A 26,981-nucleotide genomic window follows, 5' to 3' on the forward strand; every position below is an offset into this window, starting at 1 on the left:
GCCACTTCCTTCACCGGTGGCCGCTGGCCCACCACCGACGAACTCCGCTGAGAACGCCTTCCCCGGCGGTGTCCTTCGCACGCGCATCTGTCCACTTTGGACGCTCAAAGCAAACGCCGTTCGGGTCCATCGGGGACTGTCTACACAGCTCTGTCCGGTTGGGCTAGTCACACTTGTGGGTGATTCTCAATCTTTGACACGAGTTTGACACCCATTGAGCAATCCCGAGAGCATCTCGCCTCATGTTGATCAGTGGGCGCGCACTGACCGCGTAATCGACTTTCCCCGGCGAGGTCCGGGGAGAGCCGTGCTCGCTGGGGGCACGGAACCGCAACCGAGAACCGGAGTATCGATGCGCCTGAAATCGCCGAGATGGCGAAAGCTCCTGACCGGCGGCGCCGCGGTGGCGCTGGCGGTGGGAGCCGTTACCTACACCGGGTCCGCGACCACTGCGTACGCCGATGTCCAAGTCAAGACCGACTCGAAGACGGCGTCCGACGGCAAGCAGTACTGGGTGCAGAACCACCTGGTCGGCGGCGACCTCGACCAGATCAAGTCCGAGGGCGGGCAGCGCAAGGAATGGCTGCTGGTGTGGGCCGGTGACGAGAACGTCGCCGACACCGCGGTCAAGGACGTCAAAAACCTGCCGGGCACCATCGCCGGTGGTCTGAACAAGGTGAAGAACGCCTTGCCGGGCCCGGACTTCCTGGCGGTCATCGACGCGACCAAGGGTTCGTCCACCTACGGCAAGGTGGTCAACACGGCCACCGTCGGCCCCCTGGTGGAGAACGAACCGCACCACATGCAGTACGTGTGGCACCAGGGCGACACCGTCTACGCGGGAGCGTTGTTCGCGGCGGCCACGTACGCGTTCGACGTCAGCGCGTTGCCGGAGCTGAAGCTCAAGGGCGTCAGCCTGCCGACGCAGACGCTCGGCGGCTCGGTGCCGGACGCCTACTGGACGCTCAAGGACGGCACGTCCTACGGCACGTACATGGGCGGCCCGGTCGCGCCGGGTCCGTACACGTACGCCAACGGGCAAACGGTGCTGAGCAACGGGTTCGCCGGCAGTCCCGGTGAAGTCGTCCACTTCGGACAGAACGGCGAGGTGCTCTCCCAGACCTCGGCCGCGACCCCGCAGGGAGACAACGCCAAGGTCTGCGACAACCTGCCGCAACTGGGCCAGGCCACGTGCGCCAACCCGCACGGCATCCAGGCCAGAGAGGATCTGAACACACTCGTCACCAGCGACTACGCCGAGCCGAGAAACATCATCCTCGACCCGGTCAAACAACCGTCGCCCTACCTTCGACGACCCACCGTCCGGACGTGGGACATCAGCGACCGGAACAACCCGAAGCTGAAAGCGGTTTCCTACCTGCCGACCGGTCCACGGGCGAACGACTACGACCCGTTGTACCGCGAGGACAGCGCCGTCATGGAAACCACGGTCACCAACCTGCCGGGACACAAGGGCGCGTTCGCCCAGTCCATGCAGGGCGGTGCGGTGTTCTACACGCCGGACATCACCGCGGCCGAGCCGCACTGGTACGAGGTGTACGACGACGGGGCCGCGAACAAGGCCTTCTCGCCGAACAACGACAAGGTCGGAGCGAGTTCGAACGCGGGATGGATCCAGACCAGCCCGGACGACAAGTTCCTCTACCACGCGATCGTCGGACGGCAGAAGGGCACGCTCGGGCCGGATGACCCCGGCACCGTGGGTGGCGTCTACACGCTGAACATCCAGAATCTGCTGGCGCAGGGCCCGAACTGGGCCGGACCCGGCATCCAGACGAAGGAGCAGGCACAGAACGGCGGTGGCGGGGTCCTCCCGACGCTGGCCGGTGCCGCGGCCATCAACCCGGGAACCCCGGGCGCCGGGCCGCACTGGGGTACCTACGACCACTTCACACTCGGGTCGGACGGGTACTACCACGACACCAACGACGTTTCCCGGTTCGCGGTGTCGAACTACTTCGTCGCACGGTCCGGTTTGGACGGTGACCACAAGGTGAACATGGTCGATCTGAGCCCGGACGGGAAACTGGCCGTGGATCAGGATTTCCGCGACGAGTTCACCGGACAGGTCGGCATCAACTTCAACCGGAAATCGTGGCCGCACGGTGATTTCGGGAATGCGAAACCGCACTCCGAACTCTTCGTCGTCTCGAATTCCGACCTGAAGTAACCCCCTGAACGCGGACAGCCGGCGTTTCGCCACGGCCAAGGCGGCGAAAAGCCGGCTGTCCGCCCTCCCCGAGAAGGGCTTGTCATGGATCACGGGACGCACGGCGCCACCGGGTCGGTGAGTCTGGACGTCACCGCGTTGCTGGTGCGGCTGGCGCTGTTGCTGGCGACGGCCATCGTCGCGGGTGGCGGGCTGTTCGAGGCGAAACCGCGTTTCACGCTGGCCGGGGTTTCCGCCGCGCTGGCCGCGGTTTCGGCGATCTTCTTCGACGTCAACGTGGTCGCCGCGGTCATCCACGCGGTGCTCGTGCTGGCCGTGCCACTGCTGCTCGCGCGCAAGCTGCCGGTGGCGCGGTGGGTGGCGCTGGCGTTGCTGGTGCTGGTCGTGGTGGAGACCTCGATGGGCCGGTCGGGTATCGAGTTCGCGGCCGACACGGTCTACGTCGCGGGTGCGACGGCGTGGTTCGGTTTGGCTCAGCTGAAGGAAAAGCCGCCGCGGTACGGCGCGCTGACGTTGTCGCTGGGGCTGTTGCTGGTCGTCGCCGGCGCGGGTCAGCTGCTGCTGTCCGGGGTCGCGTTCGACCGGCGGCTGTACGAGACGTTGTTCGGCTGGTCGCTGGTGGTCGTGGTCGTGGTGCCGCTGGTCGTGGTGTTCCTGCGCGGCCGCCGCTGGGCGCCGGCCGGGATCGTGGTCGCGTTCCTCGCGTGGACGACTTTCGTGGCACTGCCCGCCCCGGCCGTGCTGCCGGTGCCCGGCGTGCCGCTGCTGACGACGGCTTCCGTTGGTGGACAAGACATCCCGGTGCTGGTCAGTCCACAACGACCGGGCCGCAACCTGGTGCACGTGCCCGCGTCGGCCGGTGCCGGGCTGAGCATCGCCGGTGTGCCGCTCACGCAGCGCGCCGGTGCGCAGGGCTACTGGGCGGAGGTCGATCTGCCGTCCGGGCGGAGCGATCTGGACCTCGGGAACGGTTCGGGTTCGGCGTCGTTCGAAGTGGACGCCGGTTCCGGAGCGCCGGTGGTGACCAACCAGGACTCGCCGGAATGCGCGTCGGCCGCGCTGGGCGGACTGGTCGCCGGGCGCAAGGCGCCGCTCGCGCGATGCCCGGCGGACTACCTGTCCGACGACGACGCCGACGCGCTGCGCAAGCTGGTCGGTTTCCTCGCCTCGCGGCACGCCAACGCGATCCGGCTCGTCGGCGACACGTCGCGCCGGGGTGTGGCGTCGGCCGACGTGGTGCGTACTTCGGCGCAGCAGCAAGGAATCCGGCTGACGGACACGCCGGAGCCGAACGCCGCGCTGGTCGTGGTTTCCGGCTGGACGACGGCGTCCTCGACGCTGACCCAGGCCGCCGAGGCACAGCGTTCGGCGCCGACCTACACCTACGGGCTCTACCTCGCGCCGTGGTTGCTGACCGGCCCGCTCGCCAACACCGTTTCCGCGTCGACGGTTCCGCTGCGGTTCGACCCGCGGGAGCAGACGGCGGTGACCTACACGGTCGCGCTCGGCGACGCCTTCGGCGGTGAAAGCCCGACGGTGGACGGATTCCACCAGTGGCTGGGCACGGCGGCGCCGCAGCAGAGCGTGCAGCTGTTCTCGTCCGCGCAGGTGAGCGCGATGCCGATGTACCCGGGGGAGCCGGAAGCCCCCGGTATGCCGATGTACGGCGAAGGGCCCGGCCACTGGATCCCGCAGGCGACGGTGGTCCCGGTGAGTTCCCCGCTCGAATGACGGGCGGGGCAGGAGAAAGGAGAAATGGTGCGGAGAGTCGTTTCACGGGTGCTGGTCGCCGGTGCCGTGGGTGCCGCCGTGCTGGCACTGGGCAGCGGGGTGGCCGGCGCCGCCGAGGTGCCGATCTGGGTGGTGCCGGGTGTCGACGGCGGTTCCCTGCTCGATCCGACGGTCAACCTGCCGACCGCGCTGCTCGCGCCGGTCGACAGCCTGCTGACCTTCTTTGCCGGCTGAACGAAAGGATGATGCGATGAAGAAGACCCTCGTGCGCGGAGTCGCCGCGGCGGCGCTGGCCGGTGCCGCGCTGACCGCCGGGGCCGTGCCCGCGCTGGCGGCCGACGACAACGGTGGCGTGGCCGTCGTGGACGAGCCGGACACCAGTCAGCTCAACAACATCTACACCTTCGCCCCGCTCGGCGTGCCGGTGCTGGGGCTGGTCCGGTCGATCAACGCCGCGCCCGGCAAGATCCTGCCGAGCTTCGGTTCCTGACCGGTGGCAGATCCCGCGCCGAGGCGACGGCGCGGGCTCTCCTGTCGGCCCGGCGTCGCACTCCCCGATCATCCTGGTGGCGAGGATCTGCTTTCCTGCCAAGCACTTCCGCGGGCGGCACCCGTCCGGCGCCGTGTCAGCCGTGGGTGCGGCGTTCGTCACGGAGCTGTTCGCGGCGGGTCATGCCGCGGCGGCGGATGAGGTGGGCCGGCACGTAGTGGGTTACCGAGCGTGACCACTTTTCGTCGGTGGTGATGAGTTCGTAGGTGACCAGGCCGAGCCAGCCGCCGTCGGAGCGGGGCATCCACTCCAGCAGCATCCCGGGCGCCTCCGGCTCCACCCGCACCCCGCGGCCCGCCCGCTCCCGGAAGTCGTCGAAACCGTGTTTCAGCAGCTTGCCGACCTTGATCCAGACCCGCAGCGGGGGTTGCATCACACGCGCGTCCGCCGGCCGTTCCACCGCACACTCCCTACCCCGACGACTGCGCCGGGCACGCCGCTTCCCCCGGCCTGCCCGGTCTCCCGACAGTAGAACACCTGTTCGATGATCACAAGGTGTCACCGGCCACCGTCTCCGATCAAGGAGTGGGACGGGGTGCGCGAGGCATTCACGAAGTTTTAACGTGTTCCGTGGTTCGTCCCCCGAAACCCCTTTTGGAGCCCTGATGTCCGCGACCACCGAGCAATCGTCCGGCGGGCGGTTCCTGCTCTCGTCGCCCACGTCCTGCGCGGCGCCCACGCCCGCGCCGGAGGAACCGGTCCGTGTCGTCCCCCTCGTCATCGCCGCCGTCCTCGCGATCGCCGCGAGCTGGTACGTGTGGGCCTCCTACGGCGCGAAGTTCGGCGCGCTGCTGGTGGTCGGCCTGCTACTGGGGTTCGCGCTCTTCCACTCCCGCTTCGGGTTCACTTCCGCCTGGCGCCAGCTGATCGCGGTCGGCAACGGTGAAGGCCTGCGCGCGCACACGCTGTTGCTCGGCACCGCCGCGACGTTGATCGCGCTCATCGCGAGCACCGGTGCCGGCCTGTTCGGGTCGACGCCGAAGATCACCGCGAGCCCGATCGGGCTCGCGCTGTTCGTCGGCGCGACGTTGTTCGCGATCGGGATGCAGCTGGGCGGCGCGTGCGCGTCCGGCACGCTGTTCGCGGTCGGGGCCGGGCAGTCGTCGATCGTATTGACGCTGTTCGGGTTCATCGCCGGTTCGGTGATCTACACGTGGGCGTACCCGATCTTCACCGGCTGGCCGCAGGTCTCGGGGTTCCTGCTCTCGGACCACGTCGGCTGGCTCGGCTCCTGGGCGATCACCATCGCGGCGCTGCTGCTGGTCGTGGTCGTCACGCGCGTCGTGCAGGCGCGCCGCAACCCGCCGCCGCTGGGCGCCGTGCCCACCGCGCGCGGGATCGCCCGGATCTGGCGGGGTTCCTGGCCCCTGCTCGTCGGCGCGCTCGTACTGGGGGTGCTCGCCGCCGCGGTGGTGCTGGTCTCGGGTGGCACCTGGGGCGTGACCTCCGCGTTCGCGCTGTGGGGCGCGAAGGTGCTCCAGGTGCTCGGGCTGCACCCGGAGACCTGGGAGTTCTGGCGCTCCTCCGCCAACGCCAAGACGCTCGCCGGTCCTATTTGGACGGACAAGACCAGCCTCACCGACATCGGGATCATGATCGGCGCCGCGGTCGCCGCCGCGCTGGCGGGCACCTGGCGGTTCCGCGCGGAGATCCCGTGGCGCACGGCGGTCGCCGCGGTGCTGGGCGGGATCCTGATGGGGATCGGCGCTCGGCTGGCCGGTGGCTGCAACATCGGCGCTTACCTGGCCGGGATTTCCACCGGCAGCCTGCAGGGCTGGCTGTGGGGCGCCTTCGCGCTGTTCGGCACGTGGATCGGGCTCAAGATCCGCCCGGTGTTCGGGCTGACGAACCCCATCCCGTCCGACGGAGTCTGCTGAGCCGACGGATCCCCGCGCTGTCGCCTCAGCGCGGGGATCCCTTGACTTATCCCAAAATCCCCGAATCGTGCAGCCTGCCCAGCTCGCCGCCGGACAGGCCGAGCACCTCCGAGAACACCTCGTCGGTGTGGTCGCCCAGCGAAGCCGCCGTGGTCGTCTCGCCGTATTTCCCGTTCCAGCGCAACGGCGAGCGTGCGCTGGGCACCTCGCCGATGCCGGGTTGGTCCACAGTGGACAGGACCGGCGCCGGATCCGCGGCCACCTCGGGCATCCCGCGGTAGCGGCCCCACAGCACCCTGGCGGAGTCCAGGTCCCGGCTCACCTCGGCCAGGCTGCGGTCGGCGAACCACGGCCGCAGGATCGCGGCGATCGTCTCCCGGATCCGGTAACGGTCCGCCTCCAGGTTCAGGTCGACGTTCAACGCGGTTTCCAAGGCGCTGAACACTTCCTGCGTCCCGGTGACCTTGCGCAGCGCGGCCCACTGGTGCTCGGTCAGCGCGACGACCATGACCCGCTGCCCGTCGCTGGTCTCGAAGTCGATCCCGAAACTGCCGTACACGTGGTTGCCGTGCTTCGGCCGCTCGGTGCCGCGGAACTGCGCTTCGCCGAGCCAGCCGAGGTTCGCCACGCCCGCGAGCGCCACGTCGGCCAGCGCGAGTTCGAGATACGCGCCTTCGCCCGTACGCTCGCGTTCGTACAGCGCGGCCAGCACACCCGTCGTCACCGTCATCCCGGTCACCAGGTCCCACGCCGGGAGCACGTGGTTCACCGGCGCCGCCTCGGATTCGCCGCCGGTGATGGTCGGCACGCCGACCTCCGCGTTCACCGTGTAGTCCACCGCGGGGCTGCCGTCGGCCCGGCCCTGCAGGTGCAGGTGGATCAGGTCGGCGCGGCGCGCGGCGAGGTTTTCGTAGGAGAGCCAAGGTCTTCCGACGACGTTGTCGACGAACACACCCGCGTCCGCGATCAGGGCCGTGACCAGTTCACGCCCTTCGTCGGCGCGCATGTTCACCGCCACGGAACGCTTTCCGCGGTTGAGCGCCGTCCAGTACAGGCTGGTTCCGCCTGGTGCGACCGGCCAGCGCCGGTAGTCGGCGGCGCCGCCGATCGGGTCGACGCGGATCACGTCGGCGCCCAGCTGGCCCAGCATCAGGCAGGCGGAAGGCGCGGCGACGAAGCTCGCGCATTCGATGACCCGGAGCCCGTCGAGCGCGGTCATGCGACACGCTCGAAGATCGCGGCGAGGCCCTGTCCGCCGCCGATGCACATGGTTTCCAGCCCGTAGCGGGAACCGCGGCGGCGCATCTCGCGCAGCATCGTGGTCAGGATCCGCACGCCGGTGGCGCCGACCGGATGGCCGAGCGAGATCCCCGAGCCGTTGACGTTCGTCCGCTCGAAGTCCGCTTCGCCGAAACCCCATTCGCGCGTGCAGGCGAGCACCTGCGCGGCGAAGGCTTCGTTCAGTTCGATCAGGTCGATGTCCTTGAGCTCCAGGCCCGCGCGGGCGAGCGCCTTCGCCGTCGCCGGGACCGGGCCGATGCCCATCGTGCGCGGCGGGACGCCGGCGGCGGCCCACGACACCAGCCGCGCGAACGGTTGCAGGCCAAGCTGTTCCGCTTTGTCCACAGTGGTCACGAGGCACGCGGCGGCGCCGTCGTTCTGCCCGCTCGAGTTGCCCGCCGTCACGGTCGATTCCGGGTCCTGCTTCGCCATGACGGGGCGGAGCCCACTGAGCGTCTCCAGCGAGCTGTCCGCGCGCGGGTGCTCGTCGCGGTCGACCACCGTGTCCGGCTTGCCGCGCTTCCCCGGCAGTGTCACCGGCACGATCTCCTCGGCGAACCGGCCGTCTTCGATCGCCGCCACCGCGCGTTGATGCGAGCGCAACGCGAGCCGATCCTGTTCCTCGCGAGGAATTGCGTACTCGCGGCGGAGGTTCTCCGCGGTCTCCAGCATTCCCCCGGGCACCGGGTGGTTCTCGCCGCCCGCCGTGACCCGGCCGCGCGCGAGCCGGTCCTTCAGCTCGACGCCGCCGCCACGCACGCCCCAGCGGATCGAGTCGGTGTAGAACTCCACGCCGCTCATGCTTTCCGCGCCACCGGCCACCACGAGGTCGGCCACGCCGGTCTGCACGCGCATCGCCGCGTCGAGCACCGCCTGCAGGCCGGACCCGCATCGCCGGTCCACCTGCACCCCGGGCACGTCCACGGGCAGCCCGGCGTCGAGCGCGGCGACCCGGCCGATCGCGGGGGCCTCGCCGTTCGGGTAGCACTGGCCGAAGATCACGTCCTCGATCTTCTCGGGCGCGACCCCGGTCCGCTTGACCAGCTCGCCGATCACCGTCGCCGCCAGCGAAGCCGCCGGGAGATCCCGGAACACGCCGCCGTAGCGGCCGACGGGGGTGCGAATCGGTTCGCAGACAACGACTTCGGGCATCGTGTCGCCTCTCTTTACGTGGCCGGGAATCTCTGCCTACCGTAGAGCGAACGATCGTTCGTGCCAAGGAGGGTGCGGTGGACGGGGTCGAAGCGCGGTTGCGGCGGCTGGAGGACGTGCACGAGATAGGCCAGCTCAGGGCACGGTACTGCCAGTTCCTCGACGACGGGCGGTGGGCTGAGCTGGCCGAGTTGTTCACCGAGGACGGCGCGTTCGTCGGCCTGTCCACGGCGCGTGGACGCGCCGCGCTGCGCGAGTTCTTTCCCGGGCTGCAGCGCGGTCCGCTGACCGCGTGGTGGCATTTCAGCGCGAACGAGACGATCGACGTGGACGGCGACACCGCGAGCGGCGAAACCTGGCTCTACCAGCCGTGCGTCGTCGACGGCGAGGCGCACATCGCGGCAGGCCGGTACCGCGACCGGCTGGAACGGCACGAGGACCGGTGGCTGTTCGCCGAGCGCCGGGTGACTTTCTTCTTCTGGGTGCCGTCTTCGCAGGCCTGGGGGCCGGGCGCGATCGGCTGGCCGCCCGCCGCCGGCGCGCTCGACGAGCGGTACCGGGAGTGAGTTTGCGCACGGCACTGGGCTAAGCGCTCGCTTAGGCCGGATAATCGGGGGCGCTGTCGACGCAGGGAGGCGTGATGCAGGAACCGTTGTTCGGCTCGGTCGACGAGGTGGTCGAACGCCTCGCCGGGGCCGGGTACCTGGCCTCCACGCCCATCGCCACCACGGTCTTTCTCGCTGACAGGCTGGGCAAACCGCTGCTGGTCGAGGGGCCGGCAGGCGTCGGCAAGACCGAGCTGGCCAGGGCTCTGGCTGAAGCGACCAGCAGCGAGCTGATCCGCCTGCAGTGCTACGAGGGCATCGACGAAGCCCGCGCGCTGTATGAGTGGAACCACGCGAAACAACTCCTGCGCATCACGGCCGGTCGCGACGAGCACTGGGAAGACACCCGCGACGAGGTGTTCAGCGAGGAGTTCCTGCTCCCGCGCCCGCTGCTGAAGGCCATCCGCAACCCGGACCCGACGGTGCTGCTGATCGACGAGACCGACAAGTCCGACGTCGAGATGGAGGGCCTGCTGCTCGAGGTGCTCGGCGACTTCCAGGTCACCGTGCCCGAACTCGGCACCATCACGGCCAGCCGCCGCCCCTTCGTGCTGCTCACCTCGAACGCGACGCGTGAGCTGTCGGAGGCGCTGAAGCGGCGTTGTCTGTTCCTGCACCTGGACTTCCCGACGCCGGAGCTGGAGCGCGACATCGTCACGCTGAAGGTGCCGGGGCTGGACAGGCGGCTCACCGACTCGCTGGTGCGCGTGGTCGGCGCGCTGCGCTCGATGGACCTGCGCAAGGCGCCCTCGATCGCGGAAAGCGTGGACTGGGCGCGCACCCTGCTCGCGCTCGGCGCGGACACCCTCGACGAGGAGACCGTCCAGTCGAGCCTCGGCGTGATCCTCAAGTACCAGGCCGATCACCGCAAGGCCGCCGCCGAGCTGCGGCTGGACCAGTTGCTGGACCCGGCTTCCTGATGTCCGGGCTGCCGCACCGGCTGGTCGAGTTCGTCGGATCCCTGCGGGAGCACGGGATCGCGGTCGGCCCCGGCGAAACGGTGGACGCGGCGGCCGCGGTCGACGTGCTCGGCCTCGAAGACCGCGAGCAGCTCCGCGCCGCGCTGGCCGCCACGGTGTTGCGCCGGTCCGGGCAGCGGGCCACCTTCGATTCGTTGTTCGACCTGTACTTTCCGGTCGCGGTGGGCACGGCGGAAACCGGCGCGGAGGAGGACGATCTCCCTTCGCTGCGGGAAAGTCTCGTCGCCGCGCTGGCCGAGGGCGACGACGAACGGTTGCGCGCGCTGGCCGCCGCCGGGGTCGAGGTCTTCGGCCAGTACGGCAGTTTCGGCCAGGGCGGTTCCGGTGGCGGCGGGATGAGCGGCTGGTCGGCGTACCAGACGCTCGAGCGGGTCCGCCCGGACGCGCTGCTGAACCGGGTGCTGGCGGCGATCCGGGGCGAGCCGCGGGACGGGATGGGCGAAGGCATCGCGCAGCAGGAGGCCAGGGCCGGGATCGCCCGCTTCCGGCAGTACGTGCAGGCGGAGGCGCGCCGCCGGACGGCGGAATTCCGTGGCCGGGAACGGATAGCGCGGCACGCGGTGGCGCCGCAGACGGATCTGGTCAGCTTCACCAACGCCAACCGCGAGCAGCTCGCCGAGCTTCGCCGCACCATCCAGCCGTTGTCCCGCAAGCTCGCGACCCGCCTGGCCGCCCGGCGCCGACGGGCCCGGCGTGGCCAGATCGATCTGCGCCGCACGCTCCGGCGCTCGCTCGCGACCGGCGGCGTGCCGATGCGCCCGGCGATGAAGGTCCGGCGTCCCGGGCGGCCGGAACTGGTGCTGCTGTGCGACATGTCGGGCTCGGTGGCGGGTTTCGCGCAGTTCACGTTGCTGCTGGTGCAAGCGCTTGCGGACCAGTTCAGCAAGGTGCGCACGTTCGCCTTCGTCGAGCTGACCGACGAAATCACCGAACTGGTCACCGCCGGCGCGGAAGACCCCGAGGGCCTCGCGCGGCGCATCCTCACCGAGGCGCGCCTGACGAGGTGGGGGATGAGCAGCGACTACGGGGACTCGCTGGAGACCTTCGTCGACGGCTGGCTCGACGCCGTCGGCCCGCGCACGTCGGTGCTCATCCTGGGGGACGGGCGGACGAACGGCGGCGACCCGAACCTCGGCGCGGTGCGGCAGATCGCCGACCACGCCAAGCACGTGCACTGGCTGAACCCGGAACCCCGTTCGTCCTGGGGCACGGGCGATTCCGCGGCGCTGGAGTACGGGCGCGTGGTGCCGATGCACGAATGCCGGAACCTGCGGCAGCTGACGCAGCTCGTCACCGACCTGCTGCCGGGCTGAGCGGGAACAGGGCCGATTCGGAATGCTCCCGCTCGAAGCCGAGCAGGCCGCGCTTGACCTCGATGCCGCCGCCGTAGCCGGTCAGATCGCCGGTGGAGCCGACCACGCGATGGCAGGGCACGATGATGCTGACCGGGTTCTTCCCGTTCGCCAGCCCCACCGCGCGCGAAGCCGTCGGGCGGCCGATCGTCTCGGCCAGCTCGCCGTAGGAAACCGTTTCGCCATAAGGGATTTCCTGCAGCGCCGCCCACACCGTGCGCTGGAACGGCGTACCGTGCAGGCGCAGCGGAAGCTCGAACTCGGTGCGCTGCCGGGCGAAGTACTCCCCGAGCTGCTCGACCACCTCGCCCAGCCCGCCCTCGACGTACCCGCCGAACGTTTCTCGCGGCGGCATGTGCCGGTGCTCTCGCAGGTAGAGCCCGGTCAGCTCGCCGTCTTCGCCGACCAGCGTCAGTGGGCCGACGGGCCTGTCCACAACGGTAAACATGGATCCAGCATGGCCCTTTGGCCGCGGCGCGGCTGGCGGGAAAACGACACTGCCGTCCGGAAGGAAACCGAGTGCTGTACACCGCCGAGGAGTACCTGTTCTTCGCCGACCGCGCCCTCGACGGGATGGCCGCGATCCTGGAGGAGCTGGGCGACGATCTCGTCAACCGGCGGCCGGCCTTGCCGGGGGCGAACAGCCCTTACGTGATCGTGCACCACTGCGTCGGGGTGCTCGGGTTCTGGGTGGGGCGGCTGGTCGCCGGGCGCCCGGTGGAGCGTGACCGCGAGGCGGAGTTCTCCGCGACCGGCACCGTGGCGGAGCTTCTCGGGCGGCTCCGGGCGGCGCAGCGTCAGCTCCGCGACGACGTCGCTGCGGCCGACCCGCGCGCCCCGCTGCGGGAGGAGGCTCCGGCGAAGTATGCGCACACCCCTGTCGGCCGTACGCAAGGCGCGGCGCTGCAGCACGCGTACGAGGAGTTGGCGCAGCACCACGGGCAGCTGGAGCTCACCCGCGATGTGCTGAAGGCCACGCGTAGGTGAGCTTCCCCCGGAAATACTCGCGGACCGTTTTCACGGCGTCGCGGAGGAAGTCGTTGAGCCGGACACTGACTTCGGCGGTGCGCTCGCCGAGACCGCCGGGGCGGTCGAACAGCCACGCGATCCGTTCGGCGAGGTCGTTGCCGGGCACGAATCCGGCGTGTAGACGAATCCGGCGTGTGCATGCATCCTGCGGGACCGTTCTCCACTGCGGCACTACAATTCTGGGGTGAGGAACAAGCCGCCGTATGCGCTCGACTCGGTCGACAACGCGCTCCAGCTCATCCACCTGCTGCGTGACCAGGGCCGGGTCCGCGTCACCGAGGCCGCGGCGGAGCTGGGGATCGGCCGGTCCACCGCGCACAGGCTGCTGGCGATGCTCGTCTACCGCGGCTTCGCGGAGCAGGACGAAAACCGCGGCTACCTCCCGGGCCCGGCGCTCGTCTCCGGCACTCCCCTGCGCGCGGACCTGGCGCGCCTGCGGGCCACGGCCACCCCGGCGATGGAACGGCTGTGCGAGCGCGTCGAGGAGACGGTCAACCTGATGGTCCGCGTCGGCACGCAGAGCCGGTTCGTGGCGTGCGTGGAGTCGAACCAGATCCTGCACGTCGGCGACCGGCGCGGCACGATCCTCCCGGCGGCGCGAGCTTCGGGTGGCAAAGCGTTGCTGGCGCAGATGAAACCGGACGAGGTCGCGATGTTGTACGGCATCGGTTCGGCGGATCCGGCCCTCGCGGACGACGAGTGGGCGAAGCTCATGGCCGAGCTGAAGCTGATCCGCCGCCGGGGATACGCGACGAACCCGGAGGGCACCGAGACCGGGCTGCACGCGGTGGGCATGGCTTTCCGGGGCGGCGACGGCGAGTACGTCGCAGCCTTGTCGGTGGCGATGCCGAGCGCGCGGTATTCGCGGCAGCGGGTGAGCACTCTCGTGCCGGAGCTGCGCGCGGCCATCGACGCTATCGAGCGCGCCGGAAGCTAACCTCGAGAACGTGAGTTCTCCGAGGATGGACCGCGAGACCGCGCAGGTCCGGCTGCTCGATGCCGCCGAGGAGCTGTTCTACGCCCGCGGCATCCAGACCGTCGGGATGGACGACATCCGGGCCGCCTCGGGCGTTTCCCTCAAACGGCTGTACCAGGTCTTCCCGGCCAAGGACCAGCTGGTCGACGCCTACCTCGAACGCCGGGACGCCCGCTGGCGCGCCCGCCTCGCCGAGTACGTCGAGCAGTACGAAGGCCCGCGCCGCCGGGTGCTCGCCGTGTTCGACTGGCTCGAATCGTGGTTCGCCGAACCCGGTTTCCGTGGCTGCGCGTGGATCAACGCCTACGGCGAGCTGGGCGCCGTGTCGAAAGCCGTGGTCCGGCAGACCCGCCGCCACAAGGACGCTTTCCGCGAGTACGTCGCCGGATTGGCCGACGCCGCGGACCGCCCCGAGCTGGCGGGCCCGCTGTTCCTGCTCGCCGAGGGGGCCATGGTGACGGCCGGGATTTCCGGTGACACCGGGCCCGCGCGGCAGGCGAAGGCCGCGGCGGTGGCGCTACTCGGCTGAGTGGCACTCGCCCGTTCGGACGCGGCAGTCCGTGTGACGCTGACTAGTCCCTCCGGCGTTCCCGGCGTACCGTCGGTGACCAGGGCTTATGTCGCGACACCTGGAGGGCGACCGCGATGCGATCGATGTGGAAGGGTTCGGTTTCGTTCGGGTTGGTCACCATCCCGATCCACCTCTACGCCGCCACCGAGAACAAGAGCGTTTCCCTGCGCCAGGTGCACGTGACCGACGGTGGCCGGATCCAGTACAAGCGGTACTGCTCGATCGAGAACGTCGAGGTGCCCTACAGCGACATCGCGAAGGGCTACGAACTCGGCGACGGCGAGATGGTCGTGATCACCGACGATGACCTGCAGAGCCTGCCGCTGTCCAGCTCCAACGTGATCGACGTGCTGGAGTTCGTGCCGCTGGAGGCGATCGACCCGCTGCACTTCGACAAGCACTACTACCTCGAACCGCAGAAGGCCGCGCTCAAGCCGTATGTGCTGCTGCGCGATGCCCTGCACAAATCCGGCAACGTGGCGATCGCGAAGGTGGCGCTGCGGCAGCGTGAGTCGCTCGCGCTGCTGCGCGTGCACAACGACGTGCTGGTGATGACCACGATGTTGTGGCCGGACGAGGTGCGCAAGCCGGACTTCGGGTTCCTCGACGAGGACCCGCCGCAGGTGCGCGACCAGGAGCTGACGATGGCGGGCTCGCTGATCGACTCGCTGTCCGAGCCGGTGTTCGACCCGGGCAAGTACACCGACAGCTACCGCGAGGCGCTCGAGTCGGTGATCGAGGCCAAGGCGGCGGGCAAGGAGACCACGAAGCTGCCCGAGAAGGCCGGGAAGTCCGACGTGGTGGACCTCATGGCGGCGCTGGAGGCGAGTGTTTCGGAGGCGAGGAAATCCCGGAAACCGGCCGCGGGCAAGAAGACCCCGGCGAAGAAGTCCACCAGTACCAGGCGTTCGTCCAAGAGCGCGTGACGACACGCCGGGCCCGGCCTCCGAGATCCACTGCCGATCGGGTGATACCAAGGTGGGCATGGAGTGCATCAGCTGCTCGGCCGGGTTGGACCACTGCCACGGCACCCTGGTCCTGCACACCGACGACGTCGTGGAGTGCACCGAACCCGGCTGCCGCGACTACGACCGGATCCGGCACACCCTGACCCTCACCTGCGACGAGATCCCCGGTGGCTGCCACTGCACCGCCGACCTGGTCGTCGAGGAGTACGCGCACGCATCCTGACCGCCCGTCAGCGCGCGGTCAGTCTCCGGTCAGCCCCTTCGCCGAGGCTCGGTTTCACACCGAGAACGACGAAGGAGCAGATCATGCGAAACACCCGAGTCCTCATCTCCGGCGCCAGCATCGCCGGGCCCACCGCGGCTTTTTGGCTCAACCGCCGTGGTTTCGCCACGACCGTCGTCGAACGTGCGCCGGGGCTGCGTGAAGGCGGCCAGGCCGTCGACTTCCGCGGCAACCAGCTCGACATCCTGCGCCGGATGGACCTGCTCGACGAGGTCCGCCGCCACCAGACCGGGATGGGCCCGCAGCTCGTCCTCGACGAGAGCGGCAAACAGGTCGCCGCGATGCCGTCCGAGTTCATCAGCGGCGAGGTCGAGATCCTGCGCGGCGACCTGAACCGCATCCTCTACGACGCCACCAAGGACGGGACCGAGTACGTCTTCGGTGACTGGATCACCTCGCTCGAGGAGGTGGCCGACGGCGTCGAGGTGACCTTCGCCCATGGCGCGCCGCGCAAGTTCGACCTGGTCATCGGCGCCGACGGGCTGCACTCCGGCGTCCGAAAGCTCGCCTTCGGGCCGGAAACCCGGTTCCGCCACGACACCGGCTACCACTTCGCCGGGTTCACCGCGCCCAACCACCTGGGCCTCGACCACAGCGGGCTGATCTACACGGTCCCGGGGCGCGCGATCATGGTCGGCAGCAAGAACGGTAACAAGGCGACCAACGTCGGGCTGTGGTTCGCCGACGACGACCTGAGCTACGACCGCAACGACCTCGGACAGCAGCGGAAGATCATCCGCGACCGCTACCGGGGCATCGGCTGGGAAGCACCGAAACTGCTCGAAGCCCTCGACACCGCGGACGACCTGTATTTCGACACGCTCTGCCAGATGCATCTGGAGCACTACACGAAGGGCCGCATCGCGCTGGTCGGCGACGCCGGCTGGGGCGCCGGGCCCGGCGGGGGCGGCACCGGTCTCGCGATGATGTCGGCGTACGTGCTGGCGGGCGAGCTGGCCGTGGCCGGAGGGGACCACACGGTCGCTTTTCCGCGCTACGAAAGGGAAGTGCGGCCCGCCGCGGAGGCGGGGCTCAAGCAGGCGGCCGGCGCGGGAACGTTCCTGGCCCCGGCCACCACGGCCAAGATCAGGCGCCGCAACCGCTCCTACCGGATGCTGTTCCGGCAACCCCTGCTCGGGCTGTTCCTGCGGATGGCGGTCAAGGCCGCGAACAAGTTGTCGCTCAAGGATTACTGAAGAACGTGACGGCGTCGGCGAACGTCAGCGCCCGCCCTGCTTCGTACGCCTGCTGGTGGGCAGTCCCGAGCTGATCCCGGACACGGGTGACGTCGGGGCTGTCCGCGGGCGGGTATCCGCGGAGCGCGTCGGCGAGCCCGAGCAGCCACGCGGCGCGATCGGCGTTGCCCTCCGACAACACCAGCCCGGCGTAGCCCTGCACCGCGTCCACCAGGAAGGTGTGGAACCGCAGGCCCGTCGCCAGCTCGATGGACTCCAGGTGCAGCTCCCGTGCCCGGGCGAGGTCGCCCTCGGCCTCGGCAACCCGCGCCAGAGCCGTGAGCACGTGCGTGCGGGCGCTCGCGCTCTGCCAGTCCGTGCCGCATTCGTCGAGCGCCTGCTCGCACCAGCGCTTCGCTTCCGCGATTTCGCCGCGATCCCTGGCCAGTTCACCGAAACCGAGATGCGCCAGCGCCAGGGTGGCCGGAACACCCGCGCGCCGGGCCAGCTCGGCCGAACGCTCGAAGTCGGCGGCCGCACTTCGTGGATCGTTGTGGCGCAAGCGATTCGCGCGGCGGCACCACAGTTCGGCCAGCTCCTCGACGGCCCCGAGCTGCCCGACCAGTTCGATGGCCTCGTCGGTGAGCGCGACCGCCCGCGCCTGGTCGTTCCGGTAGTCGGCGAGCGTGGCCATACCGTCGAAAACCTGGGCCATGCCCCAGCGGTCGCCGACCGCGCGGAAGCGCTCCAATGAGGCGTCGAACTCAGGCCCCGCCGCGTCGACGTCTCCGTTGAAGAGGGCGAAGTAGCTCAGCGAAAAATGCGAAAGCGCCTGGAGCCAGGGATCGTCGTTCGCCTGGAAGAATTCGTCGACCCGGGACCGTTCGGCTTCCTGGCCGGGAGGCCCGGCGTAGAGCGCCCACGCGACCAGCAGGTACGGCTGGCGGAGCGGAAGATCGAGCTTCGCCATGATGTCGTCCAGCCTGCGCAGATGAGCGTCCACTTTGGACGGACCGGCGCTCAGGACGGTCAGGGCGTACTCCTCGTCGAGTCCTTCGGGGACGTCGTCACCGAGGACCTCCAGCAGTTCTTGTGCCAGCGGGACGATCTCGCCGACGACTCCGCGCAGCCGCCAGTACGTGGTGAGCGCGCAGATCAGCTGGAGCGCCAGCTCTGGCGCCGCGGCGACCGACCAGCGCAACGCGGCGTGCAGGTTGGTGTGCTCGGCCGTCAGCCGCGCCAGCCAGTCGAGCTGGTCGAACCCGCGCAGGTAACCGTCGGCGGTGCGCCCGAGTTCGAGGAAGTGTTCGGCGTGCGCGCGGGCGAACCGTTCGCGTTCCCCGGCTTCGTCCAGCCGCTCGGCGCTGTACACGCGGATGGTCTCCAGCATCCGGAACCGGCCGCCCGTGGCCTCCAGTAACGATTTGTCGGCCAGCTCCGTCAGCACGTCCTCAGTGTCCTCTTCGGACAGTCCGGTGACCGCGGCGGCGGACTCGACGGTGACCCCACCGGTGAAGACCGCGAGGCGCCGCGCGAACCGTTGCTCCTCGTCGCTGAGCAGGCCCCAGCTCCACTCGACGACCGCGCGGAGCGTCTGGTGCCGGGGCGCGGCGGCGCGGCTGCCACGAGACAGCAGCCGGAACCGGTCGTCGAGCCGGGTTTCCAGCTGTGCCAACGGAATCGTGCGCAGACGCGCGGCGGCCAGTTCGATCGCGAGCGGCAGCCCGTCCAGCGCGAGGCAGATCCGTCGGACCGTTTCCTCGTCGAGCTCGATGCCCGGCGCGGCCGCTGTGGCGCGCTCGGTGAACAGGCGCACCGCCGGGTCGGCCTGCAACGGCGGGAGCGGGCACAGCGCTTCGCCCGTGATCGCGAGCGGCTCGCGGCTGGTGGCCAGCACGCGCGCGCCGGCGCATTCGGACAGCAGCCTGTGCACCAGCGCCGCCGCGTCCGCGATCACCTGCTCGCAGTTGTCGAACACCAGCAGGATGCGGCGGTCGGTCAACGCGGAAACCATGCGCCGCACCGGTTCCGACTGACCGGGCGCGCCGAACAGGCCTGTCTCCCGTAGCCCGAGCGCGCCCAGAACTGCTTGCGGCAGCTCGGATCCGTGCTGTACGGGGGCCAGATCGACGAAGCACACTTCGCCGTCCGCGCGGCTGGCGGCTTCGATCGCCAGCCGGGTCTTCCCCGTGCCACCGGGCCCGGTGAGGGTGACCAGCCGGGCCGTGCGCAACAGCTCGCCGACGCGGCTCAGCTCGTCTTCGCGACCGACGAAACTGGTCAGCTGCGCGGGTATCCCGGTGCCGCGCACGGGCTCCGCCCGCAACACGGCGAGGTGTGCCTCGGCCAGCTCCGGTGATGGATCGGCGCCCAGTTCGTCGGCGAGGTTCCGCCGGATTTCCTCGAACGCGGTGAGGGCTTCGGCCTGGCGCCCCGCGCCGCTTAGCGCCCGCAGCAGCAGGCTGTGCGCGCGCTCTCGCAAGGGATGCGCCTTCGTCAGCTCTTGCAGCTCGGCGATGACGGCCTTCGCGTCGCCGCGGGAGAGGACGGCCTCGGCGTGATCCTCGACAGCGTTGAGGCGAAGCTCCCCCAGCCGCGCGGCCTGTGGCTCGGCGAAGGGCGCTTCGATGTCGGCGAGCGCGGGCCCGCGCCAGAGCGAGAGCGCCTCGGCGACGTCACCTTCGCGGATCAGACGCTCGAAGCGGTGTACGTCGACGCTGTCGGGCTCGACAACGAGGCGGTACCCGGCGGGCGTCAGCTCGATGAGGTCGCCGCCGAGCTTGCGGCGGAGCCGGGAAACCTGCGCCTGCAAGGCGTTCGCCGCTTCCCTCGGCGGCTCCTCGCCGTAGAGCCCGTCGATCAGCCTGTCCGTGCTGACCACGCGGCCCGCGTCGAGCAACAACAGCGCGAGAAGCGCGCGGGGACGCGGGCCGCCGACGGCGACAGGTTCACCGTCGGCGGTCCGGACCTCCAGCTCTCCCAGCAGGCCGAACCACACACCGGCCAATCTAGCGAACGAGGTTGGCCAGCGGTTCGCCTTGCGCGAACCTGGCCAGCTGCTGCTCGACCAGCCGCTTCGCGCGCGGGTAGAAGGAGTCGGAGCCACCGGCGACGTGCCGGGTGATGATCACGCCGTCCTGTGTCCACAAAGGATGGTCGGCCGGGAACGGCTCGGGGTTCAGCACGTCCAGCGCCGCCCGGATCCGGCCCTTCGAGACCTCGGCGGTGAGCGCGTCCACGTCGATCGCGGAGCCACGGCCCACGTTCACCACCAGCGCGCCATCGGGCAGCGCGGCCAGCTCCTGTTCGCCGATGATGCCGCGCGTCCGCGGGGTGTCCGGCAGCACGAGCACCACGATGTCGGCGTCCGGCAGGAGCGAGGGCAGCTCGTCGATGCCGTGCACGCCGTCGCGGGCCTTGCTGGCCACCGGCACTGTCACGGCTTCGCCCGCGTGCAGGTAGCGCTCGATGGCCTTCGCGATCGAGCCGTAGCCCACGAGCAGCACGCGGCAGTCCGCGAGCGAGCGCGTGTGTTCGCGCGACCACGAGCCGCTGGGCTGCTGGCGGAACCAGCGCGGCATGTCCCGTTGTGCGGCGAGGATCAGCGCCAGCGTGTGCTCGGCGACGCTGAGGTCGTGCAGGCCGCGGCCGTTGGCGAGCGTCACGCCTTCGGGCAGCAGCGGCAGGATGTCGTCGTAGCCTGCGTTCAGCGTCTGCACGGCCTTGAGCGCGGGCAGGTGGGGGATGAGCTCACGCGGCGCGGACCCGCTGTCGTACGGGAGCACGTAGAACTCGATGTCGTCCAGTTCCCGCGGGGGAGCTGTCTTGCCGTCGTAGTGCACGGCGGTGACGCCGGCGGGGACGGCCAGATCGGACCAGGGCAGCAGTACACGAGCCATGACCCCATTCAACCTGGCCGGATAACCGGTTGAGGAGGGCGGCGGGGGGTTGACTACCCTGAGGTGAACGTCTATGCGCCCGTGCGCGACCCGAGGAGTACCCGAGTGATCACCAGGATGTCGTCGCTGTTCCTTCGCACCCTGCGTGAGGATCCGGCGGACGCCGAAGTGCCCAGCCACAAGCTGCTGGTGCGCGGCGGCTACGTCCGCCGCGTGTCCCCGGGTGGGTACACCTGGCTGCCGCTGGGCCTGCGCGTGCTGCGGAACATCGAGCGCGTCGTGCGCGAGGAGATGGACGCGATCGGCGGGCAGGAGCTGCAGTTCCCCGCGCTGCTGCCCCGCGAGCCGTACGAGAAGACGGGCCGCTGGACCGAGTACGGGGACAACCTGTTCCGCCTCAAGGACCGCAAGGGCGCCGACTACCTGCTCGGCCCGACGCACGAGGAGCTGTTCGCGCTCACCGTGAAGGGCGAATACAGCTCGTACAAGGACTATCCGGTCGTGCTGTACCAAGTCCAGACGAAGTACCGCGACGAGGCGCGCCCCCGCGCGGGCATCCTGCGCGGGCGCGAGTTCGTGATGAAGGACTCCTACTCCTTCGACCTCGACGACGAGGGCCTGGAGCGGTCGTACCAGCTGCACCGCGGCGCGTACATCAGGATCTTCGAGCGGCTGGGCCTCGACTACGTCATCGTGGCCGCCACCTCGGGCGCGATGGGCGGTTCGGCGTCGGAGGAGTTCCTCGCGGTGGCGCCCACGGGTGAGGACACGTACGTCCGCAGCACCGAGTCGGAGTTCGCGGCCAACGTCGAGGCCGTGGTCACGCCCGCGCCGGCCCCGCGGCCGCTGGAGGGGCTGCCCGAGGCGCAGGTGCACCACACGCCCGGCACGCCGACCATCGCCACGCTGGTCGACTTCCTGAACGAGAAGGCCGATCTCGGCCGCACCTTCACGGCCGCGGACACGCTGAAGAACGTGCTGGTGAAAACGAGGCAGCCCGGCGCCGAGGAATGGGAGTTCCTCGGCATCGGCGTGCCCGGTGACCGCGAGGTGGACCAGAAGCGCCTGGAGGCCTCGCTCGAACCGGCCGAGGTCGCGCTGCTGGACGAGTCCGACTTCGCGAAGAGCCCGTTCCTCGTGAAGGGGTACATCGGGCCGAAGGCGTTGCAGGACAACGGGATTCGCTACCTCGTCGACCCGCGTGTGGTCACCGGCACGGCCTGGGTCACCGGTGCCGACAAGGTCGACCACCACGTGGTGGACCTCGTCGCGGGCCGCGACTTCACCCCGGACGGCACCATCGAGGCCGCCGAGGTCCGCGAGGGCGACGCGTCGCCCGACGGCAAGGGCACCCTCGTCGCCGCGCGCGGGATCGAGATCGGGCACATCTTCCAGCTGGGCCGGAAGTACGCCGACGCGTTCGAGCTGGACGCGCTGGGCGCGGACTCGAAGCCGATCCGGATCACGATGGGCTCGTACGGGATCGGCGTGTCGCGGCTCGTCGGGGTGATCGCCGAGCAGTACAACGACGAGCTGGGCCTGGTGTGGCCGCGCGTGGTGGCGCCCGCGGACGTGCACGTGGTGATCGCGGGCAAGGACGAGTCGGTGGCCGCGGGCGCGGAGCAGCTCGCGGCGGAGCTCGACGCGGCCGGCGTGCGCGTCCTGCTGGACGACCGCAAGGCGACCCCGGGCGTCAAGTTCGCCGACGCGGAACTGATCGGCGTGCCCACGATCCTCGTGGTCGGCCGCGGCCTGGCGAAGGGCGTGGTCGAGGTGAAGGACCGCGCCACCGGCGAACGCCAGGACGTCGCCGTCGGCGAGGTCGTGCCGCACCTGGTGAAGCTCGTCCAGTCGTAGCTGGTGCCGCGCGCGGCCAACGCCGCGTGTTTGCCCTTCCCGCGGGCGTGTTTGCCGCTCCGGTGGATGTGTTGGCTCGCGGCGTTGGTGTGTTGGCGCCGCGCGCGGCCAACGCATCGGCGCGGCGGCGCGCTCGGATGGGGTCGCTCGGGGCCGTGGGCTGGATGCCCGCGGAGGGGGCCAACTCGCCCGCGGGGGCGGCCAACTCGCGAACGGGAACGGCCAACTCGCGAACGGGAGTGGCCAACTCAAGCCCCCCCGGGGGGCGGCCAACACGCCAGTGGGGGTGGCCAACACGCGAACGGGGGCAGCCAACACGCCAACGGGAGGGGCCAACATGGCCGAGTGGGCGTCGGGCGTCACGCGTCACGCGGCCCTTAGGCGAGAACCGCCTCCAGGACCTTCCGCGTGTCCGAGAGGTCCTGGAACACCTCGTGTGCGCCTGCGTCCCGGAGGGCGGCTTCGTCGAACTTGCCTGTCGCCACGGCGATCGCGCGGGCGCCGTGGACGAGGGCGGCGTCGATGTCGTGCGGGGTGTCGCCGATGACCACCACCGCCTCGGCCGCGAACGGGCTGTGCCGCGCGCTCGCCTGCTCGACGGCGTAGGCCACCAGATCCGGCCGGTGCGCGGAAAGCGAACCGTAGCCGCCGATCTCGAAGTCCAGCTGCTCGTGCAGCTCGAACGCGGAAAGCTTGTGCCAGGCCACTTCCCGCAGGTTCCCGGTCACCAGCGACTGCACGGCCTGCCCGTGCAGCCCGGCCAGCGCTGACGCCGCCCCGGGCAACGCGATCCCGCGCGTGGTCAGCGTGGGCACAGCCGCGGCCGACACGTCGACAAGCCCCGCCCACACCTTCTGGACCAGCTCCTCAGACGGCTCGATTCCGTGCGCCTGCAGCAGTTCCGAAGTGATCGCTCGCTCGGTGCGGCCGAACAGGGGCGGCATCCCGGTCATCGTCACGCCGAGCACTTCGGCCAGCACCTGCGTGTACCAGTCGCGCCCGGCGCCACGCAGGTCGATGAGGGTCTGGTCGATGTCCCACAGCACGAGTTTCACCGGACCGACGGTACCGGCCCCAATATTCAACGTCCGTTGACTTCCGCCAGTCCGCCGGTTTACCGTGGTGCCCATCGAATTCAACGTCAGAAGAATTATGGGAGGACGTCATGAAGCCACGCCCCATGTGGCCTCTTGCCGCACTGACCGCACTCGCCGGTGCGGTGGTGGCGATCGTGCTCGGCCTGGTCACGGTCGGCGTCCAGGCGACGGTGAGCCCGCACGGCCTGCCCGTCGCGGTCGCCGTGCCGGAGGCCGCGCCCGCGCCCGCCCACGCCGCCGCCGAGCACGTGGCGACGCAGGGCGGCGGGGCGCTCAGCTGGCGGGTCACCACCCCTGAAGACGCCCGGAAGTTGTTGGACGACAAGGAGGTCTACGGCATCCTCCAGCTCGGCTCACCGGTGCAAGTCGTGGTCTCCGGTGCCGTCAATCCCGCCGGGACACAGGTGGTGCAGCAAGCGTTGACGACGGCCGGGCAGGCGCTGGCCACCGCGACCGGCACCACGCTGCAGACCCAGACAGTGCACCCGGCGAGCCTCGCCGGACGCACCGCGCCGCTGGCCGTGAGCATCCTGTGCTGGCTGGGTTCCCTTGCCGCCGGGGCGTTCTTCCTCGCCGCGGCGAAACGGGCCGGCCGCCCGATCGGCCTCGGCGCGCGGCTGACGCGGGTGCTGACCAGCGGGGTGCTGATGACGGCCGTGATCGCCGGTTTCCTCCGGCTGTGGGATTCGACCCTGCCGCTGAACTGGCAGGTGCTCGGCTTCGTCTTCCTGGTGGCGATGGCGTTCGGCAGCATCCAGGGCGCGCTGCTGCGGATCTTCGGCCTCGCCGCGATGGCCGTGCTCGGCCCGCTCTACCTGCTCGCGCCCGCGGTCGCCGGGCAGGTGCCGGAACTGCTGAACCCGGCGTACAAGAACGCGCTCTGGTCCTGGACTCCGTTCCGCTTCTCCACCGAGGGCATGCGCAGCATCCTGCAGGGCACGCCCGGCGCGCCCGATGTGACGACCGCGCTGTGGGTGCTCGGCGTGATGCTGGCCATCGGACTGGTGGTGCTGTTCTGGCCCGGCCGCTCAGCCCGCCAGGAAACTGAGCCGGACGTGGCGGACCGGGTTGTCGAGGTTGGTGTCCACTAGGCAGACCGACTGCCAGGTGCCCAGCGCGAGCGAGCCGCCCAGCACCGGCACGCTCGCGTACGGCGGCAGCAGCGCGGGCAGCACGTGGTCACGGCCGTGGCCCTTGCTCCCGTGCTGGTGCCGCCAGCGGTTGTCCCGGGGGAGCAGGTCGTCGAGCGCGGCGAGCAGGTCGTCGTCGCTGCCGGCGCCGGTCTCCAGGATCGCCAGGCCGGCCGTCGCGTGCGGCACCCAGACGTGCAGCAGCCCGTCGTCGGCGCTCGCCTCACCGAGGAACTTCTCGATCCGCCCGGTCAGGTCGGCCACCACGGCCTGGTTCCCGGTGCGGACGTCGATCTCCGTGGAGTACATGGTTTCCACGGTAACGGCTACGAGTCCAGGTAGCGCAACACAGCGAGCACGCGCCGGTTGTCCTCTTCGGACGGTGGCAGGCCGAGCTTGTCGAACAGGCGGGTCACGTACTTCTCCACCGAACCCGCCGACAGGAACAGCTGCGCCGCGATCGCCGTGTTCGACCGGCCCTCGGCCATCAACCCGAGCACCTCACGTTCGCGCGGCGTAAGCCCCTCCAGTGCGCCGGTTTTCCGCGCCGCCCCGAAGAGCTGGCTCACCACCTCCGGGTCGAGCACTGTTTCCCCGGCCGCGACCCGTTTCAGCGCGTCCAGGAAATCCGAAACCTCCGCCACCCTGTCCTTCAGCAGGTAGCCGACCCCGCCAGCCTGATCCGCCAGCAGCTCGGCGGCGTAGGAGGTCTCGACGTATTGGGAGAACAGCAGGATCGGCAGTTTCGGGTCCTGCTTGCGCAGCTCCAGCACCGCACGCAGGCCCTCGTCGGTGAACGTCGGCGGCATCCGGATGTCCACAATGGACACATCGGGCCGGTGCTCGGCTACGGCTCGGCGGAGCGCCTCGCCGTCCTTGACCGCCTCCGCCACTTCGTGCCCGCGCAGGGTGAGCAGCTCGACCAGCCCCGCGCGCAGGATCGCCGAATCCTCGGCCACCACGATCCGCATGTCACGCCCCCGGAATGTGTGCGGTGATCACCGTCGGACCACCCGGCGGGCTCGCCACGTCGAGCCGCCCGTCCACGGTACCGAGCCGCTCGGCCACCCCGGCCAGTCCGCCGCCCCGGCTCAGCTCCGCGCCACCCGCGCCCTCGTCCGACACCGTCAGCCACAACCCGCCTTCGCGCGCGGCGAGCTCGAGCCGCACGTCCGGGACGCCGCTGTGCTTGACCGCGTTGGTCAGCAGCTCGGCCGCGCTGAAGTACAGCAACGTTTCCACCGCCGGCGATGGCCTGTCCGGCAGGTCGACCCGCACGTCCACGGTGGCGGCACTGCGGGCGGCGAGCGTGGACAACGCCACTTCGAGGCCCGCGTCGAGTGCCGGTGGCCGGATGCCGCGGGCCAGGTCACGCAGCTCTGTCAACGCCTGCTTGGCATTGCCGTGCGCCGCCGTCAGCAGCGTCTTCAGATTTTCGACATTGCCACCTTCGAGTTCGTCGCGGGCGATGCCGAGCTTCATGGCGACCGCGACGAGCTGCGCCTGCGCCCCGTCGTGCAGATCGCGCTCGATACGGCGCAGCCGCGCGGTGGCGTCCTCGATCGCGTTCGCCCGGCTCTCCTCCAGATCCCGCACCCGCTCGCTCAGCGTCCGCGGCCCGAGCAGGCTGTGGGCGAGGACCCGGTCCATCGTCGTGACCAGGTGCAGCAGCCGGGGCAGCGCGATCAGGAGCAGCGCCCCGAGCGCCGCCAGCGGCACGGTCATGATCCACGTGGCCGTGGAGATGTCGAATATCGGGAGCATGTGGCCGCCGGTCACCAGCCAGTAGACCGGGTAGCACAGCGCGCCCAGCCCGTACATCAGCAGCGCGCCCGCGACCGACAGGCTCACCAGCGAAAGCGGGCAGCGAACCGCCAGATATGCCAGCACGCGCCACGCGCCCGGATCTCCGACGCGGGCCTTCAGCCAGTTCCACAGGCCGGGCTCCAGCTGGCGCGGCCGCGGCGTGGCCACCTGTGTGTCCAGCAGTTTCGAGACCAGACGGCGGTGTAGCGCCCCCACCCGCCGCGCGCCCAGCAACACCCCGGAAAGCACCAGCACCCCGACGAACAGCGGCGACAACCCCACGCCCAGCACCACGCCCACCACGAGGCCCACCAGGCACACCACGCTCAGCGGCACACCCAGCGCCGCCCACGCCAGCTCACCGAGGAACTGGCGCCGGCCGAGCGGCGCGAACAACCTGATCACGGTCACCCGGTCAGCTTGCCCGGCGTGGCCGGAGGCCGGCATGGGGTTTTCCCCAGGTTTCTCCCC

The 26,981-nt window shown here is 70.2% G+C and carries 27 protein-coding genes; 16 read left to right on the forward strand and 11 right to left on the reverse strand.

Translation table 11 applies throughout. The features are described from left to right. Positions 1-352 precede the first annotated feature (352 nt). The 4 genes from FPZ12_RS04745 (at position 353) to FPZ12_RS04760 (ending at position 4,412) form a co-directional block, all read left to right on the forward strand. On the forward strand, positions 353-2,191 hold the full coding sequence (locus FPZ12_RS04745; protein ID WP_144745713.1) for a hypothetical protein: 1,839 nt from the start codon (positions 353-355) through the stop codon (positions 2,189-2,191). A gap of 84 nt (positions 2,192-2,275) precedes the next feature. Then, a complete protein-coding gene (locus FPZ12_RS04750) occupies positions 2,276-3,922 on the forward strand; it encodes a hypothetical protein (protein WP_144745714.1) in 1,647 nt (548 codons plus the stop codon). Positions 3,923-3,949: 27 nt separating this feature from the next. Then, positions 3,950-4,156 carry a hypothetical protein gene (locus FPZ12_RS04755; protein ID WP_243769671.1) on the forward strand — a complete coding sequence of 69 codons (207 nt, stop codon included), beginning with the start codon at positions 3,950-3,952 and terminating at the stop codon, positions 4,154-4,156. Positions 4,157-4,172: 16 nt separating this feature from the next. Continuing rightward, entirely contained in the window at positions 4,173-4,412 is a 240-nt protein-coding gene (locus tag FPZ12_RS04760; protein ID WP_144745715.1) for a hypothetical protein, read from the forward strand. A 136-nt stretch (positions 4,413-4,548) separates the two neighbouring features. On the opposite strand, the gene FPZ12_RS04765 is transcribed toward FPZ12_RS04760, so the two are convergent. Then, positions 4,549-4,872: a hypothetical protein gene (locus FPZ12_RS04765; protein ID WP_144745716.1), complete on the reverse strand. Its 324-nt coding sequence runs from the start codon at positions 4,870-4,872 to the stop codon at positions 4,549-4,551. A gap of 205 nt (positions 4,873-5,077) precedes the next feature. On the opposite strand from FPZ12_RS04765, the gene FPZ12_RS04770 reads away from it, so the two are divergent. After that, a complete protein-coding gene (locus tag FPZ12_RS04770; protein WP_144745717.1) occupies positions 5,078-6,349 on the forward strand; it encodes a YeeE/YedE family protein in 1,272 nt (423 codons plus the stop codon). 46 nt (positions 6,350-6,395) lie between these two features. Here FPZ12_RS04770 and FPZ12_RS04775 read toward each other — a convergent pair whose 3' ends face one another. Both FPZ12_RS04775 and FPZ12_RS04780 read right to left on the reverse strand, forming a co-directional pair. Continuing rightward, positions 6,396-7,568 (reverse strand): CoA transferase, encoded by a 1,173-nt coding sequence (locus FPZ12_RS04775; protein ID WP_144745718.1) that lies wholly within the window; start codon positions 7,566-7,568, stop codon positions 6,396-6,398. Further along, positions 7,565-8,782: an acetyl-CoA C-acetyltransferase gene (locus tag FPZ12_RS04780; protein WP_144745719.1), complete on the reverse strand. Its 1,218-nt coding sequence runs from the start codon at positions 8,780-8,782 to the stop codon at positions 7,565-7,567. The genes FPZ12_RS04775 and FPZ12_RS04780 overlap by 4 nt, the downstream gene beginning before the upstream one ends. Positions 8,783-8,859: 77 nt before the next feature. On the opposite strand from FPZ12_RS04780, the gene FPZ12_RS04785 reads away from it, so the two are divergent. The 3 genes from FPZ12_RS04785 to FPZ12_RS04795 all read left to right on the forward strand — a co-directional run bounded on the left by FPZ12_RS04785 (position 8,860) and on the right by FPZ12_RS04795 (position 11,680). Then, entirely contained in the window at positions 8,860-9,348 is a 489-nt protein-coding gene (locus tag FPZ12_RS04785) for a nuclear transport factor 2 family protein (protein ID WP_144745720.1), read from the forward strand. A 74-nt stretch (positions 9,349-9,422) separates the two neighbouring features. Continuing rightward, a complete protein-coding gene (locus FPZ12_RS04790) occupies positions 9,423-10,307 on the forward strand; it encodes an AAA family ATPase (protein ID WP_144745721.1) in 885 nt (294 codons plus the stop codon). Continuing rightward, the gene (locus FPZ12_RS04795; protein ID WP_144745722.1) at positions 10,307-11,680 is read left to right on the forward strand and encodes a vWA domain-containing protein; all 1,374 of its coding nucleotides are present in this window, start codon (positions 10,307-10,309) and stop codon (positions 11,678-11,680) included. The genes FPZ12_RS04790 and FPZ12_RS04795 overlap by 1 nt, the downstream gene beginning before the upstream one ends. Here FPZ12_RS04795 and FPZ12_RS04800 read toward each other — a convergent pair. Further along, positions 11,658-12,167, reverse strand: a complete 510-nt coding sequence (locus tag FPZ12_RS04800) for a methylated-DNA--[protein]-cysteine S-methyltransferase (protein WP_144745723.1) — start codon at positions 12,165-12,167, stop codon at positions 11,658-11,660. The two genes, FPZ12_RS04795 and FPZ12_RS04800, sit on opposite strands and share 23 nt — an antisense overlap. A gap of 71 nt (positions 12,168-12,238) precedes the next feature. Here FPZ12_RS04800 and FPZ12_RS04805 point away from each other — a divergent pair, with 71 nt between their 5' ends. Then, complete coding sequence (locus FPZ12_RS04805; protein ID WP_243769672.1) at positions 12,239-12,706, forward strand: mycothiol transferase; 468 nt, start codon at positions 12,239-12,241, stop codon at positions 12,704-12,706. Here FPZ12_RS04805 and FPZ12_RS04810 read toward each other — a convergent pair. Further along, the gene (locus tag FPZ12_RS04810) at positions 12,672-12,854 is read right to left on the reverse strand and encodes a hypothetical protein (protein ID WP_144745724.1); all 183 of its coding nucleotides are present in this window, start codon (positions 12,852-12,854) and stop codon (positions 12,672-12,674) included. The genes FPZ12_RS04805 and FPZ12_RS04810 overlap by 35 nt on opposite strands. A gap of 78 nt (positions 12,855-12,932) precedes the next feature. Between FPZ12_RS04810 and FPZ12_RS04815 the strand changes: the two genes are divergently transcribed. From FPZ12_RS04815 to FPZ12_RS04835, 5 genes are all read left to right on the forward strand, one after another. Next, on the forward strand, positions 12,933-13,685 hold the full coding sequence (locus tag FPZ12_RS04815; protein ID WP_144745725.1) for an IclR family transcriptional regulator: 753 nt from the start codon (positions 12,933-12,935) through the stop codon (positions 13,683-13,685). Positions 13,686-13,710: 25 nt separating this feature from the next. Beyond that, positions 13,711-14,253, forward strand: coding sequence for a TetR/AcrR family transcriptional regulator (locus tag FPZ12_RS04820; RefSeq protein WP_144745786.1), 543 nt, complete (start codon positions 13,711-13,713; stop codon positions 14,251-14,253). 116 nt (positions 14,254-14,369) lie between these two features. Further along, the gene (gene ku, locus FPZ12_RS04825) at positions 14,370-15,221 is read left to right on the forward strand and encodes a non-homologous end joining protein Ku (RefSeq protein WP_166462573.1); all 852 of its coding nucleotides are present in this window, start codon (positions 14,370-14,372) and stop codon (positions 15,219-15,221) included. A 58-nt stretch (positions 15,222-15,279) separates the two neighbouring features. Next, positions 15,280-15,486: a hypothetical protein gene (locus FPZ12_RS04830; protein ID WP_144745726.1), complete on the forward strand. Its 207-nt coding sequence runs from the start codon at positions 15,280-15,282 to the stop codon at positions 15,484-15,486. An 83-nt stretch (positions 15,487-15,569) separates the two neighbouring features. Further along, positions 15,570-16,742, forward strand: coding sequence for an FAD-dependent monooxygenase (locus FPZ12_RS04835; protein WP_144745727.1), 1,173 nt, complete (start codon positions 15,570-15,572; stop codon positions 16,740-16,742). On the opposite strand, the gene FPZ12_RS04840 is transcribed toward FPZ12_RS04835, so the two are convergent. Together FPZ12_RS04840 and FPZ12_RS04845 are read right to left on the reverse strand one after the other, a co-directional pair. Continuing rightward, positions 16,729-19,719 (reverse strand): AfsR/SARP family transcriptional regulator, encoded by a 2,991-nt coding sequence (locus tag FPZ12_RS04840; protein ID WP_144745728.1) that lies wholly within the window; start codon positions 19,717-19,719, stop codon positions 16,729-16,731. The two genes, FPZ12_RS04835 and FPZ12_RS04840, sit on opposite strands and share 14 nt — an antisense overlap. Before the next feature lie 10 nt (positions 19,720-19,729). Continuing rightward, positions 19,730-20,620 (reverse strand): 2-hydroxyacid dehydrogenase, encoded by an 891-nt coding sequence (locus FPZ12_RS04845; RefSeq protein ID WP_144745729.1) that lies wholly within the window; start codon positions 20,618-20,620, stop codon positions 19,730-19,732. Between the two features lie 105 nt (positions 20,621-20,725). Between FPZ12_RS04845 and FPZ12_RS04850 the strand changes: the two genes are divergently transcribed. After that, on the forward strand, positions 20,726-22,477 hold the full coding sequence (locus FPZ12_RS04850; protein ID WP_144745730.1) for a proline--tRNA ligase: 1,752 nt from the start codon (positions 20,726-20,728) through the stop codon (positions 22,475-22,477). 377 nt (positions 22,478-22,854) lie between these two features. Here the strand turns inward: FPZ12_RS04850 and FPZ12_RS04855 are convergent, their stop codons facing one another. Further along, the gene (locus FPZ12_RS04855) at positions 22,855-23,532 is read right to left on the reverse strand and encodes an HAD family hydrolase (protein WP_341771200.1); all 678 of its coding nucleotides are present in this window, start codon (positions 23,530-23,532) and stop codon (positions 22,855-22,857) included. A 110-nt stretch (positions 23,533-23,642) separates the two neighbouring features. Between FPZ12_RS04855 and FPZ12_RS04860 the strand changes: the two genes are divergently transcribed. Continuing rightward, positions 23,643-24,665, forward strand: coding sequence for an ABC transporter permease (locus tag FPZ12_RS04860; protein WP_144745732.1), 1,023 nt, complete (start codon positions 23,643-23,645; stop codon positions 24,663-24,665). Here the strand turns inward: FPZ12_RS04860 and FPZ12_RS04865 are convergent. Genes FPZ12_RS04865 through FPZ12_RS04875 form a run of 3 tightly spaced genes read right to left on the reverse strand, consistent with a single transcriptional unit; the run spans position 24,603 to position 26,921 of the window. Further along, on the reverse strand, positions 24,603-25,013 hold the full coding sequence (locus tag FPZ12_RS04865) for a secondary thiamine-phosphate synthase enzyme YjbQ (RefSeq protein ID WP_144745733.1): 411 nt from the start codon (positions 25,011-25,013) through the stop codon (positions 24,603-24,605). The two genes, FPZ12_RS04860 and FPZ12_RS04865, sit on opposite strands and share 63 nt — an antisense overlap. 17 nt (positions 25,014-25,030) lie before the next feature. Next, a complete protein-coding gene (locus FPZ12_RS04870) occupies positions 25,031-25,675 on the reverse strand; it encodes a response regulator (protein ID WP_144745734.1) in 645 nt (214 codons plus the stop codon). A 1-nt stretch (position 25,676) separates the two neighbouring features. Further along, on the reverse strand, positions 25,677-26,921 hold the full coding sequence (locus FPZ12_RS04875; protein WP_243769673.1) for a sensor histidine kinase: 1,245 nt from the start codon (positions 26,919-26,921) through the stop codon (positions 25,677-25,679). Positions 26,922-26,981: the final 60 nt, after the last annotated feature.

The organism is Amycolatopsis acidicola (genome assembly GCF_007713735.2).
GTDB lineage: Bacteria > Actinomycetota > Actinomycetes > Mycobacteriales > Pseudonocardiaceae > Amycolatopsis_E > Amycolatopsis_E acidicola.